Annotated in this window: 12 protein-coding genes and 1 pseudogene; 1 reads left to right on the top strand and 12 read right to left on the bottom strand. The window is 33.9% G+C overall.

Translation table 11 applies throughout. The annotated features are described in order from the left end of the window. Position 1: 1 nt before the first annotated feature. From HNQ84_RS08815 to HNQ84_RS08850, 8 genes are all read right to left on the bottom strand, one after another. A complete protein-coding gene (locus HNQ84_RS08815; RefSeq protein ID WP_435621868.1) occupies positions 2-1390 on the bottom strand; it encodes a sugar phosphate nucleotidyltransferase in 1389 nt (462 codons plus the stop codon). Positions 1391-1790: 400 nt separating this feature from the next. After that, positions 1791-3074, bottom strand: coding sequence for an IS110 family RNA-guided transposase (locus HNQ84_RS08820; protein WP_435621869.1), 1284 nt, complete (start codon positions 3072-3074; stop codon positions 1791-1793). A 161-nt stretch (positions 3075-3235) separates the two neighbouring features. Then, the gene (locus HNQ84_RS08825) at positions 3236-4561 is read right to left on the bottom strand and encodes a UDP-glucose dehydrogenase family protein (RefSeq protein WP_435621870.1); all 1326 of its coding nucleotides are present in this window, start codon (positions 4559-4561) and stop codon (positions 3236-3238) included. Positions 4562-4582: 21 nt separating this feature from the next. Next, positions 4583-5821, bottom strand: a complete 1239-nt coding sequence (locus HNQ84_RS08830; RefSeq protein ID WP_435621871.1) for a glycosyltransferase family 4 protein — start codon at positions 5819-5821, stop codon at positions 4583-4585. Continuing rightward, the gene (locus HNQ84_RS08835) at positions 5818-6378 is read right to left on the bottom strand and encodes a putative colanic acid biosynthesis acetyltransferase (protein WP_435621872.1); all 561 of its coding nucleotides are present in this window, start codon (positions 6376-6378) and stop codon (positions 5818-5820) included. The genes HNQ84_RS08830 and HNQ84_RS08835 overlap by 4 nt, the downstream gene beginning before the upstream one ends. 1 nt (position 6379) lies before the next feature. Then, positions 6380-7498 (bottom strand): glycosyltransferase, encoded by a 1119-nt coding sequence (locus HNQ84_RS08840; RefSeq protein ID WP_435621873.1) that lies wholly within the window; start codon positions 7496-7498, stop codon positions 6380-6382. An 8-nt stretch (positions 7499-7506) separates the two neighbouring features. Beyond that, the gene (locus HNQ84_RS08845; protein WP_435621874.1) at positions 7507-8439 is read right to left on the bottom strand and encodes a sugar transferase; all 933 of its coding nucleotides are present in this window, start codon (positions 8437-8439) and stop codon (positions 7507-7509) included. 65 nt (positions 8440-8504) lie between these two features. After that, positions 8505-9632, bottom strand: coding sequence for a glycosyltransferase family 4 protein (locus HNQ84_RS08850; protein WP_435621875.1), 1128 nt, complete (start codon positions 9630-9632; stop codon positions 8505-8507). Between the two features lie 294 nt (positions 9633-9926). Between HNQ84_RS08850 and HNQ84_RS08855 the strand changes: the two genes are divergently transcribed. After that, positions 9927-10817: a transposase gene (locus tag HNQ84_RS08855; protein ID WP_435621876.1), complete on the top strand. Its 891-nt coding sequence runs from the start codon at positions 9927-9929 to the stop codon at positions 10815-10817. 59 nt (positions 10818-10876) lie between these two features. On the opposite strand, the gene HNQ84_RS08860 is transcribed toward HNQ84_RS08855, so the two are convergent. The 4 genes and pseudogenes from HNQ84_RS08860 to HNQ84_RS08875 form a co-directional block, all read right to left on the bottom strand. Then, positions 10877-12037, bottom strand: coding sequence for a hypothetical protein (locus HNQ84_RS08860; RefSeq protein WP_435621877.1), 1161 nt, complete (start codon positions 12035-12037; stop codon positions 10877-10879). Between the two features lie 219 nt (positions 12038-12256). After that, a complete protein-coding gene (locus tag HNQ84_RS08865; RefSeq protein ID WP_435621878.1) occupies positions 12257-13762 on the bottom strand; it encodes a lipopolysaccharide biosynthesis protein in 1506 nt (501 codons plus the stop codon). A 16-nt stretch (positions 13763-13778) separates the two neighbouring features. Then, a complete protein-coding gene (gene epsC / locus HNQ84_RS08870) occupies positions 13779-14315 on the bottom strand; it encodes a serine O-acetyltransferase EpsC (RefSeq protein WP_435621879.1) in 537 nt (178 codons plus the stop codon). A 122-nt stretch (positions 14316-14437) separates the two neighbouring features. Continuing rightward, positions 14438-14560: pseudogene (locus tag HNQ84_RS08875) on the bottom strand (GDP-mannose 4,6-dehydratase); the annotation flags it as partial. Positions 14561-14763: the final 203 nt, after the last annotated feature.

A 14763-nucleotide genomic window follows, 5' to 3' on the forward strand; every position in this document is an offset into this window, starting at 1 on the left:
ATTAAGAAATTACTTTTGCCTTTGATTTTTGGAAGTGACGAATCACATCGTCCCAATCAAAATAAAGCCGTACAAAATCTTCATCACTAATACCAGAACCTGTTTGCACTTCAATAAACTCTAATTCCGTAATCGCCCGAATTCCATGTTTTCGTCCTGCTGGAAGATGGATAATATCTCCCGCTTTCACGCGGGTGATATGTTCATCTAACGCTAGTTCTCCTTCACCGCGAACAATCGTCCATACTTCGTCTCGTAAATTATGGTAGTGGTAGCTTGAGTTTTTCCCTTCATGAATACAAATTCGCTTTGTTACCATTTCTTGTCCATCTTCATATTTGGCATAGTCAAGAACGCGCGACCAGCCCCAAATCCGCTCTTCGTACATTGGCGGCTGATGAAAGCCGTTAATTAAATCTTTAATTTTCGGACTGGAAGCTTTATCGGCAACTAAGATTCCGTCTGGGCTTGCTGCCACAACAAGATCTTTTGTGCCAATCACTGTCACAGGAATATCAAGCTCATTGACTAAATGGGTATTCACCACATCTTCCGCTAATACACCTTTACCAATTTGCTTCGTTGCCATTTCCTCTGTGAGTGTATTCCATGTACCGAGGTCTTTCCAATAACCATCATATGGAAGGACAACAATATGATTCGCTTTTTCAACTACCTCATAGTCAAAGCTAATTTTCGGCAACGTGCTATATTGGTTGGAAAGTTGATCAAAATGAAGGGAAATGCCCTTCTCCATTAAAAGATTTACTAAATATTTCAATTTAAAAGCAAATACACCGCAGTTCCAAAAAGCGTTCATCGCAATTAACGCTTGTGCCTTTTCTTCACTTGGCTTCTCTGTAAAGTGATTTACAACAAAATATTCTGCACCTTCCGCCTTCTCCTTAGGAACGATGTATCCGTATTTAGAAGAAGGATACGTTGGTTTCACGCCGATTAACGCAAGCTCGGCCTTCGAATGCTCAAGAATACTTTCTAATTCTTTCACTCTTTGGAAAAAAGAATCTTCTACATATGGATCCACCGGCAACACAACGACCGTTTCATCTTCTGATACATTCTCGATGGTATATAAATAAGAAGCCGCAAGCGCAATCGCTGGAAACGTATCGCGACGCTCCGGCTCAATAATCAGCGGCACATCTGTCCCTAATTGGCGATGAATCATATCACGCTGCATTTTCGATGTCGCAATGACCGCAGACTCGGCAAGACCAACCGCTTCCAACTGCCCCCACACGCGCTGCACCATCGACTGTTTCTCGCCATTTTTTCCTTCCAACACTTTTAAAAACTGCTTCGAACGCGTATCATTCGACAAAGGCCAAAGGCGTTTTCCGGAACCGCCGGATAAAAGGACTAGTTTCATTTATAACCCTCCCTCCCTCTAGAAATGTTGATATATCAAGGTTTCTTGGCATCATAGGGGTGCCAAAAAAAATTTTTTCGACAAAATAAATCACATACTTTTTCATTTTTGTTGATATCTAACAATCCATAGGTACGCTTCGCGACCACTGGTTATTTTTGTATGTTAAAACCAATGGAGAATACATATGCGATGCACCTTGGATCTCTGCATAACTGATGAGGACGAACCCTCCCATATCTCTGGGCATCCACGCGCCAACATTCCTTCGTTCGGTCTCTTCACCAGGCAGAGGCCGGCTAAGCTCCTCAAGGGACTCTAGGTCGAATGGAGAACATCGTGCCAGCTTCTCCGTGTCATCTGGTTGTTCAGACAGTTTGTTTTGCGAAAGGAGGAGGCTCTAGGCTGCCTGCGCTTGGGATTGGGTAAAGATATCTTGCATCATCCGTTCCCCATCAAATGCTTGCCGTTTCGCACAAACCGCGTATAGAATCTTCAATAGCTTGCCACATAATACAACGATCGATTGTTTCTTACGCAAAGGGTTAACGGGGCGTGTCGTGTAGTACTCGTGCAACTTTCGGAACGCCTCATTATGGCGAATAAGTGGCATCATCACCCGAAAGAGGAGAGCTCGTAGCCGTTTTCGTCCTCGCTTCGAGATGCGTTTTTGCCCCTTGTGTTGTCCTGACGAGTTTTCTTTCAGTGTCAAGCCCGCTAATTTGATGAGCTGTCGTGGATCTTGATACTGAGCGAAACTCCCGATTTCCGATAATAGTTCCACAATCGTCGCATCACCAAGCCCAGGAATCGTTTGAAGCCATTCATATTCCACAGTCGTTTGGGCAAGTACGATTAACTGTTCCGTTAGCGTAGCGATTTCCTGTTCCAATTGGCGATATCGGCGGACCAACGTGGTGATTTCGATACGGGCCATCTGTTGTCCTTCTGTGATCCCAATCGAGTGACGGGAAACCTCTAACAGCTTCTGAATTTTTGGTTTTTGTGGATATTTCAACGCCTCGCTCTCTCGATAGAGCTCGATTAATTCCTCTACGGTCTGATCGACGATATCCATCGGAAACGGCGTTTTTTCTAATGCAGCTAATGCCATTTTTCCGAACGATGGAAACACTTGTGGAAACTCAGGAAAATAGCGATCCGTCCATCGAATGATTTGATTGTGAATGGCATTTCGTTCCTTGATTAATGACTCTCGAAACGTGCTTCCTGTCCGCAATTCCGCTTCCACCTCGTGAAAAATACGCGGATAGCTAAAGCGCCCATCTTTGACCAACTTCGCGATGACGAGAGCGTCTTTGGCATCGTGCTTCGTTGGCAAGTTGTCGTCCAGTTCTTTCGACCGTTTGACATGCATCGGATTGACCATCACCAATGGGATCCCTTTTTCCTCAAGGAAATAGGCGAGGTTCAACCAGTAATGTCCGGTCGGTTCGATTCCGACGATGACTTCCGTTTTGCCAAACTCCCTCATCGTTTCTTGGATCAACGCATAGAACTGCTCGAATCCGATTCTTGACTGGGACACCGAAAATGACTTTTTTAGTACCCGACCTCGTGCATCTACGATCGCTGCGTAATGTTTTTGTTTGGCAATATCCATTCCTATCACTAATGTTTGATCGGTGACTTGTTCAATTTTGAGATTTTGTGTACAATTCATAGTAAGTCCTCCTTGGTTTGATGATAGGGTCAACTTTCCATTGACACCCCTGCATCATACCAAGAGGGCTTTTTTCTTTCAAGTCCCCGAAAACCTTTCTAACAGGAATGCTCCATAATAAAAAAATCAGATCTTAAACGATCTGATCTTTGCATTCATTATTAAACTGTTTGGAACTGATAATTATAAATTGGTTTGCGACCAATCGAATGGTATTCAATAGGATATTGCTGTACTTCATTTATGCTATAACAATTCCGTCCGTCAAAAACAATCGGTTGTTTCATTTTCTCAACGTATATATTTAAATCCAATCCCTTAATTTGTGCCCATTCCGTAAGAATAAACGCCATATCGGCATTTTCCAGTGCATCCTCAATGGATTTCTTATATATCACTTCTTGAGGCAAGACCTTCTTCGCATTTTCAATCGCAACCGGATCGTAAGCAACAATCTCTGCTCCTTCAGCAATTAGCTCTTTGGAAATAACGATCGAAGCTGCTTCACGCATATCATCCGTATTCGGCTTAAAGGATAAGCCTAATAAAGCGACTTTTTTACCAGTTAGACTTCCAAAACGTTCTCTTGCTTTATCAATTAAAATGCGTTGCTGCTGATTGTTTACTTTTATCACTGCTTTTAACAATTCAAAATCATGATCAATGTTCGCTGCAATTTTTGCCAAAGCTTTTGTGTCTTTTGGGAAACAAGACCCTCCATAGCCAATTCCTGCTCTTAAAAACATAGAACCGATGCGTTTATCCATTCCCATGCCTAACGCAACACTTTCCACATCAGCTCCCACTTTTTCACATATATTGGAAATTTCGTTAATAAAACTAATCTTTGTCGCTAAAAAGGCATTCGAAGCATATTTAATCATTTCCGCACTTTTAATATCCGTTTTAAAAATCGGAATACCAAAAGGTTTGTTAATTTCTTCAATGACCTTTGCCGCTTCTTCATTATCCGCTCCAATGACGATACGATCGCCATGAAACGTATCATAAACCGAGGAACCTTCACGCAAAAACTCTGGATTTGACACTACTTCGACATTGATATGCTTAGGAACTAAAGAAATTAACAACTCTTTTATATAATGGTTCGTTCCAACCGGTACTGTACTTTTCGTAACAACAATGACGTCCTTCGTGATATTCGCCGCAATATCTCGAACCGCTTGTTCAATATACTCTAAATTAGCAGAGCCATCTTCTTTTTCAGGCGTACCAACAGCGATATAAATCACGTCAACATCTTTAAAGCCTTCTTGATGGCTTGTTGTAAAAAATAAGCGCCCAGCTTGAATATTTTCCTTCATTAACTCTTCAAGTCCGGGCTCATAAATAGGTGAAATTCCTTGGCGCATTTTTTCTACCTTTGTTTCATCTATATCAATACATGTCACATGATGACCAATATGAGATAAAGCAACGCCCGTAACTAGACCTACATAACCTGTCCCTACAACAGAGATTTTCACTTTTATTCCCCTCTTTTTAAATTAAATAGATTTTAATAAGTTACGATATTTGTTAATAGAAGTTTCCCTTTTTAGATACTTCTCTAAATATGCTCTTCCATTAAGCCCCATTTGTTTTCGTTGCTCTCGATCTAAGCTATAAAAATATTTAATAGCTTCAACAATTCCTTTATAATCTTTTGGCTCGACTACTACTCCACAGTTGCTCTTATCAATCAATAACTGAGCTTCACTACCTTGTTCTAAAACCCCAAGAATTGGCTTCCCAGCTGCCATAACCCCGTAAATCTTACTTGGCACAGAAACTCCTTTGATTCCTTTTTGGTTCACAACAAAGTGAACATCCGCTGCATTTAATGAATACTTAATAAACTCTTTTGGTTGATAAGGCAAAAATAATACGTTTTCTATACGGTTTTCTTTTACATATTGTTGCATCTGTTTTTTAACAGCGCCTTCACCGATAAAAACAAACACCAAATCTTTATAGTTTCGAAACTCATTTGTCACTTTAATAATATTTTCAAGGTCATAATACAAACCTAAATTACCTGAATACATGACAATAAATTTATCAGTTAAGTTATGTCTTTCTAAAAACCCCGCTACATGTAGCTCATTTTTATCTAAAGGAACTATTTCCTTTTCATTTGTCCAGTTATTAATGACAACATGATTAGGAACCTTTTTATTGTTAAAACGTTTTTTCAGCGTCTCTGCCATATCGTGACCAACCACCACAATTTGGTCGGCATATTGGCAATTTAACTTATCAATCGCTCTTGCGACTTTAAAGATAAATTGTTTATTTGTATAACTAATTGCTTCCGCCTGTTCCGGGTTAAAGTCTTGAATATTGTAGACATGCTTTGATCGTTTAATAAACTTTCCAATTGTCCCAATCAAGCCTCCCAAAATCGGTGGTTGGGAGATGGTATAGATAATATCTGCCTTCTCTTTTAATAAAGCGATATTAGCTAAAATAAAATAGGAGAATATATACTTCATCCGACTCAATTTAGAAGTTTTATCAACTTTAGGTAAACGGATTCGGATGACTTTTATATTCTCCAAATAATCTGTTTCAAATACTTGATTTGATTTTACTTCTTCTCCTGCATATCCCGGCTGAGCAGCAATAACGGTAATATCAAAATCATTCTGTAAATCTAAACAAAGTTCGGTCATTAATTGACCAGTTGAAGCTAAATCAGGATAAAAGTAGTTAATTACAAAAGTGATTTTTTTCTTTTTTATCATAATAGTTCATCTTCCTCAAATCGTTTCTTTACAAATTTAGCTGGTGATCCAGCATGAACCTCATTTGCTGGGACATCCTTAGTAACAGTACTTCTAGCCGCTACAACAGCCATTTCATGAATGGTTACACCTGGATAAACAAACACATCACTCGCGACCCAAGCCCCGTCTTTAATAACGATCGGCTTAGTAATTAAGCCAAAATGCGGATCTTTAATATCATGGCTACCAGTGCATAGATAAGACTCCTGTGAAATGATGCAATGACTACCAATAATAATCTCATCAAGGCTATAAAGCTTTACATTGTCTCCTATCCAAGAATAATCGCCAATTGAAACCTTCCAGGGATATGTAAATTTCGCAGAAGCACGAACTTTCACTCCTTTTCCAACTTTAGCACCAAATAAACGCAGTAAAAAATTTCGCCATCTATACATATTATGGAGAGAAAAGCGAAATATAGTTCCTTGAACAAACCACCACAATAATATATATACTTTACTCCTACCTCTTGAATACTCAGTCTGGTTATATTTTGATAGATCTACTTTCACTTCATTTGTCTATCCTTTCTTCCATTAATAAAATATCAAATAATTTTTTCCAACTATCTTCATTTGTAAACGCAGAAAAATTGTAGCTAATATTTGCTGTATTGTTAAATGAGTTCAATATAGCTTTAGCCCATTCAACGGCATTTTTTGACTCAATGAAAATCGCACCTTTATACTTACCTATAACTTCACGAGCATATTCCTCATTTGCACATAATATCCTTTTTCTAAAATACGCAGCCTCAATAAGAGGTAATCCAAATGTTTCAACATAACTTGGAAATAAAACATTATTACATTCTTTGTAAATGCTTAAAACTTCCTCATACTTCAAATTACCTACAAAATCTATACTATCACTTACTAAAAGTTTTTGTGCTTCTTGGAATACCCAGCTATTCTGATCTAAAGTAAAAATTAGTTTAATTTTTCTATAAATATCTTCTCTGTTCAATTTTATATATTTTAACGCTTTTAAGAGGGTTAAATGATTTTTATAAATATAATCTTTAGCTGGATAAAAAAACGTTATATAGTGATCTGACGATAAAATAGTTTCTTTTTGGGAGATATTATTTGAAATATTTACATTTGGTGGTATCACATAGATTTTTTCTTTGGCAATTTTGTATCTACTAGTAATTTCTCTTTTTAACCAGTTTCCTTGCACTATTATTTTACAATTCTCATTTAAGAACATTTTAATAAAGAATGGATAAATATTTTTGTAGAACCATAATTTCCGTTCATGACTTTTTAATAAATTCCAATTATATCTAACAAAAGGAAGAGGAGTATGCAAATATATAATCTGAGGTGTTTGTTCATTATATCTAATCGGAGTATTTTGCAGAGAAATAATCTTATCTGCAATAATACCTGTTCGTTTTGACCACTGTTTTACACCATATGCATCCCAAAAAAATCTTTTTATCCATCTTTTCTTGTACACTTTTATAATCTTTATATTATGCGTTTCATGGTGATCAAATAGATTATTACTTACGAAAATATAATATTTATTTTTGCTATCATATCTTTTGATCGATTGCAAAAACAAATTTACTATTGTATGCAGTCCACCTACATCCGCAGCTGTAGCATTTACAAAAATATTCATATATATATTCACCTTCGTATTTTTTTTATTAACTGTTTCGTATGTTTATATAAACCCAACTTCTTTAAAACAACTCCAATATAATTTACGAAGCTTAAATTATAGTAGCTCGAATACTGTTCTAATATTTCATAATTCAAACCAACATTTTCAAACTCAATATCGTAACTCATTGCCAAATCAGTTTCAAATTTAGAATTAAAAGAACCATGTGTAGCATCACCTTTTAATCCTATGTTGTTAATAAAAGAGGTTCTAGGATAGACAGTATAAGTCCCATATTTAAATTGATTGTAGCACCATCTGATTGCCCAAGAATCAATATAACCTTTAATTTGTTCATCTAACATTCTAGACATATCATTGCCTGCTAAGTTAAATTTCTGCCTTTTTTCTTTATCTTTCTTAAAATTCTCATAATCGGTTATGTTCCAGTCAATATGCTCCCATCTATCCCTCCAAGTACCCCATCCCCATGAACACGCTCTAGGTACTATATATATACTAGCTTTATAGTCTGCAGGAAATGTTAGTTTAGGAGTATAACCAGAAATCGACCATATTTCCTTATTAACATAGTAATAGTCAAGGGCTTCATTCATAAATCTAATAAAATATTGAGATGTAATCAAATCGTCCTCTAAAACAATAACTTTTCCAAATTCTTTAATTATGCTTGTTACACCATTAATTATTGAACTACTTAAGCCCCTATTGTAATCGGATTTAAAAACTGTAACACTTTTAAAACCTTCTATGTTATCTATTATTTTCCTTACCTCATTAACCTTTTCCTCTTGATTACGGTTCTTTGGGGCATCTGAAAAAATAAATAGGTCACTCTCTGCAGCTAGTTCATTATTTTTTAAAGCCTCTATCGTTTTTAACGTCTCATTTGGCCGATTGTATACAAATAAAATAATTGGAGCAAGTTTGTTCACATTATCACCTTTACAATTATTATTTCTGACTATTTTAACTTATCAACATACAAAATTTCTCTTATTTATAATTTATTTTTCAAAAAGGATATATAATTTCCGACAAAGTTTTCTACCGTTATAATTTTCTGATACTCAACTAAGCTTTTATTGAACTCCTTCTTTTTTATATGAAACTCTTTCAAACATTTTTTAATTGTATCAGCCAGATTCTTAACGTCTTCTGGTATAAACGTATACCCTAGATTATATTTATTTATAGTGTAACCAATTTCTCCAATATTAGGCCCTATGATGACTTTTGACTTGACAACACCTTCAGTTAAGGGACCACTCTGCCCACCAAAAATTTTTCTATAAGGTAAAACCACAATATCAGAAAGCAAAAAATAAAATCCCACATGTTCATCAGGTATATAACCTAATTGTAAATAAACTTTATCAGAAAGGTTATAATCTTTAACCAATTTTAGAATTGAATCCTTAGTAAAATAGTCTTCCTTTCCAGCGATTATAACTGTAAATTTCTCATCTCTTATTAAATGTAGAGCCTCTAGGAGAATATCAAGCCCTTTATCATATCTCAATCCACCAAACAAAAGAAGATAAGGTCTATCATATTTATGATTCGGAAAAATATTCGGCATTAGATCCATATTCACATCATAGTTCATATGAAGATTGGGGTAAGGTATGGATAATACTCTGCTTTCAATTATTTGGTAATTTCTTAAAATTTCTTGTTTCGTATACTCTCCATGGACAACAACTTTTTTTATAAAGTTAAGCTTTAATAAGCTATTAAAAACCTCTCTCTTTATTCTTCTTCTCGGTAACCAATGTAATGTTCCTGTTACATGGATTTTAAATACAACAAATATAGGAAATAAAATTAGAAGTTGAAATAATATACTATCAAGATATAATAAATGAATTCTTTTATACCCTTTCTTTACTGAAATAATAATCAATTTTAACAATAAAATTAAATCCAAAAAGAATCTATTTTGTATATTTGATGAGACGTTATAATAAGCTGTTCCACTGGCTTTTAACCTCTTTTTGTCTTTTTCAGTAAATTTAGAAATAAATAAAACGGGAATTTTTCTTTTTTGTAATCCATTTACTATTGCAGTATTGTAAACAAAATGATGACCACTTGTTGTAGTATCAAACAATATTATTTTTTCCATAATTAACTATATCCCTCTTGTATCACTCAATATTAATTTTGGTATTTTTTACATTACCAACTCTACAATCAATATTCGTTACTATCACCCATTAATCTGCGAAAATATGAATTGAAAAATGATATACAGAAACATTCGAGATTACATGATTTCTGATACGTGTAAAACTACACACTATTATGGAACGTGTTGCAAAACGCATAATGGATGCATAAAAGCACGCAAAAAATCCACCCGTCTTGGAAATCATATACAGTGACCAAAAATCCTTTATTCCAAGGGGTGGACACTATCATGATTTCCAATATTGTCATCAAACATGCACTGTCTAGCGAAATCGATCCTCTTTTACAGGCTTTATTTCAGTACATTGACCAACTTTCTTTACCAGAAGCACCTTATGTGACAGGACGACCACCGATTCCAAAAAAATCATTGTTAAAATGTTTCTTTTTAAAAACCTATTTTTCCATTGATTCTTTACGTCAGTTAGTGGAAACCCTCGATCGATTTGGCTACTTCCGGCGTATTTGTGGACTCAAAGAGGTTCCGCATCTTTCTACGTTTTCACGCGCCAGTACATGGTTTCAAGAACAAGGATTTTCTGCTTTTAACGCCCAACTTTTAAACGATTTAGGCGTTCGGTATCCAAAAGTAGTGATCATCGACAGTACGGCACTCCGAAGCAGTCTTTATGATTCTCAAGCTAGATGGGGAGTCTCCACTCGGTATAGTTGGTTTAAAGGTTATAAATTACATCTTTGTACAACGGCAGAGGGAGTCATTTTATCCCATGTCTTCACGACTGCGAATCGAAATGATGCAGCCGTTGCGCTCGAATTATTTCCATCTTTAAAGGAATGGGAGATTGAGTTTGCCCTGGGAGATGCCGCCTATGACAGTGAAAAAGTCCGTCAAATGGCGGAACAAACAGGAATCTTTTTCGTTTCACCCATTAATCCTCGAAATAGTGAGGAACGAAAAGATGCCTACGGTCGGGTGATTCCTCAGTTTCTGAAAACAGAATTGGGAAAGTGGCTATTTCGTTTCCGCAACTCAATTGAGCAGACATTTAACCGCTTAAAGAATGATGGTTTAGAACAACCACGTTGGTATGGTTTTAATCGCTATTTACTACATGTACAATTATGCATACTTATCCATAATTTTGAGTTTTTACTCTAGTTTTGCAACACCATCTATTATGCATAACATTGCATATTTATCTTAACTTTACAACATCATTAATTATTTCTAATGCTATTCATTAAAACAATTGCTATTATAGGATCACTTGATATAGGTTGTGCTAATAACGCTGTTAAAAATATAGGAAATATATTTATAATATAGCTTTCTTTGTCATTAGTATATTTAATAGGTAACCAGAATGTTAGTATTAAAATAATAAAACCTATAAATCCAATTTTTTGAGATATAGCTATAATACTGATACCAGAATTTGGGGCACTATTTTTCTGAAATCCTATTCCGATAGGGTTATTTATCATGTTTTTTATTCCATTATAACTATTTTCAAATCTATCAGTAAAAGAATCTTGATGAGTAACATATTTATCTTTTATTCCGATAAAAGGGGTATTGTATAATAAAAACAATGCTATAGCAGTAACAACCCCTCCTTTTAAAATTCTTAATAAATTTATTTTATTTTTCTTTTTTAGTAATAAATAAATTGCCAAAGTACTAAAGTATATAAAAATACCTATAGTTGATAAAGTGCCTAATAACCCTAAGTGCATAACTATATAATGTCTCTTTTTTCCTAAATTATACTTTTTAAGATTAAAAATAGCCCATGTTATAAAAGCTTGAGCTATCCCCGATTCACGGAATATTAATTGATATCGAGGAAATGCAAAATCTCCCGTATGCATAATTCCATACAAAGGAGTAAATGGAAAATAAATCGAGCCACCAGCATGGTAATTTCCTATATTTAACTGAAAGTAATAAAGATTATCTATTTTAACAAAAAGCCCTAGTATAATAGTTACAATATAAGAAACTGATATCAAATACATTAACATTATCAAAGATCTAAAAAACTTATATCTAATAGCTACATCGGACAAAATTGTAACAAATGCAAAGATGACTATACCATTAATTATAAGTCCATTAATTACAATATCATAAGCAGTAGAAGACAGAATAACAGTTTGGACTAAAAGGTACCCCCAATAAAATAAATTAATAATATATATGCTTAAACCGTATTTATAGATATTTATCTCTCTCTTTCTATATATGACGTAAAAAATAAGACCAAGAGAAGATAAAATGACCCCTATAGGCGTATATACTTCTCCTAGAATAGCTGGTCTTATTAGTAAAATTGTAATTATCAGTAATAAAACTATTACATTTTTCATTAGATTCATCTAACTTCCCTCAACATTGAAAGTTTCTTCTATATCAATCATTCTGTATCAACCGCATACTGTTACCAATGCCAACATGTGTATATGATTCTTAAGGTAATAATAGATTGGCTATCATGAAGAAGCCTTTCAAAAATCGACTATTCAATAAAAGACTGACGATAGCGATACATAACTCAAGCTTAAACAAAATGTGAAAGAAAAATCAATTTTTATAACCTATTTTATTTCCAACCCTATTCTCTTTATTAGAAAATAATACAATATACCTATCAAAAAGATAGATATAATCAATCCTAAAACTATTAAATTTATAAATTCAATATTTCCCAAAAATTCAAATCTACAAACAAATAAAAAGCTAATTGAATACATTATTGACAATAAAATAAAATGATATAATAGATGCTTTAGTCCAAAGTTATAAATTCGTTTTTCAATTAAATACCTTGAATAAATTATAAAAGGAATACCAGTTATCCGACTAAGGCCAACTCCGATTTGACCTAGTATAGGAGCGAAAACTAAAATTCCTAATAAGTTTGTTAAAGATAATAACAAAGAATTAATTGTATTAAATCTGACAAAACCAATTGAGTTTAAGAAATAATGCGGAACTACCCCTAAAGCACTAACCGAAATAGCTATTACCAACATCCTAAGCAAAAATGAATATTTACTAGCAAATTCAGGAGATATCCAAAGTCTTAAAATATCCTCTGAAAATATAAACATAGGAATACCTATGGAAGCTATACATATTAAAACGATGTTAGAAGCTTTTATATATTCTAATAAAACATCACTATTACTTTTATTTCTTTGCATTGCACTAAACTTTGCAAATAAATAAGCCCCAGCTGCAGCAGGAATTTCGTGAATTTTAATTGCTAACTGCATGCATACAGTATAATACCCTAAGAATTTTGTCCCCAATAATGTGCTAATTAAAAGCTTATCCCCTTGAGTGTAAAGAGCATTTATTATTACTTGAAACCAAGAATATAAGCTATAACTCAATATATTTTTTCCAATCTCTTTATCATAATAAAATTGGTAATTTAGCTCTGGAGTAATTTTTTTTGATATTAAATAGGTTATAAACATAGTAATTGCTGTCATGATTAATAGGTTTAATATTAAAACTTTTATATTGGCGAAAAACATAACCAGAGTAGTATTAACTATAACTGTTAATAAATTGGAAATAATATTAATTTTTCCATTGATGTCATAACGTTGTTTAGCCATAAAAGTAGCGCTAAATACACTATTAATAATTCTTAGTCCTACAATCAAGCCAAGTATATAAATATTATTTGCAATATCTTCAACATAAATAGGGCTATCTACAAATAGCTTTACTATCTCTCTACCAAAGAGTAAAACAAATACGTTAACAAATAGAAATGAAATTATGGAAAAAGAAAACGTAACATTTACTATTCTTTTTAAGTATTCAATATTATTATTAACAACTTGCTCTGCTCCTAATTTAATTAAAGAATTTCCTAATCCAAAGTTCGATATACTTAAGATACCTATTATAGAATTTATTAGAACCCATAATCCATAATTACTTGGTCCAAGATTTTGTAGCAAAATAGGAGTGCTAACTAATATAACTAATGGAGAGATTAAATATGATAACAAATTATAAAAAATATTTTTTACATCACTATTATTTCTTAATTTCCCTAAGTATTTTCCTATATAGCTTTGCAAAACGCCACCTTCGTTTCTATCCTTCTTGATTAATTATTCTTGCTGGTATACCAACAGCAACTGAATTACTAGGAACATCCTTGGTAACAACAGCATTAGCACCAATTGTTACATTATTTCCAACATGAACTCCACCTATAATTTTCGCTCCTGCACTAATGACAACATTATCGCCTATCTTTGGATATCTGTGGTGTAAATCTCTCCCATCACCGTATTTTTCGCCTAACGTTACTTGTTGCAAGATAGTACAATTATTACCGATAACAGTTCCACTGCCAATAACAATCCCATTTGGATGTCGAATTATTAACCCCGGACCAATCTTAGCCCCTATACAAAATTCAGCACCCGTAAAGTAAATATTAATATTTCGTATTAATTTTGCTAAGAAATATATTTTTTTATCTGTAAAAAAATCTTGTAATCTATATAGAAAAATACTTTGAATAGATACTTCCATTATTAATAATTTCAATACTCTAAAGAAGTTTGGTCTAGTACCTATCAATCTTTCAATATCTAGTAAAAATATTTTAAAAGTTCTTTTCATTTTTGATTCCCTTTCGATATATATAATTTAAAATAGGTATTCCTAGAAACAGGAATACCTATTCTATTTATATATACCTTACCTCAAATTACTTTTCAATCTTTCTAAATCCGCACCCACTATCATCTTTCAAAGCTAAATTCCTGCTTCCAGCCCAACTTCTCTTTCGCCTTTGTACAATCCCCTAAAAGAAACTCCACTCCTGCTAGACGCATAAATCTTTCATCTTGTACCACATAATCTTTTCAATCTAAACCCTACTATATACATGCACCTTAAAACCATGACTTCTGTATGAACCCCTTTTTTCATGGCTATACTGCTCCTACATACTCATGTGTAAAAGGAGCGGGATTGGCATGAAACGTTTGAAAATCACAAATGATCACGGTTGGACGCCTCGAACCCTTCGAAAACAAGAACGGAAAATCAAAGATGCTTCTCTTCG

Source organism: Anoxybacillus eryuanensis (assembly GCF_051200995.1).
GTDB classification, from domain to species: domain Bacteria; phylum Bacillota; class Bacilli; order Bacillales; family Anoxybacillaceae; genus Anoxybacillus; species Anoxybacillus tengchongensis.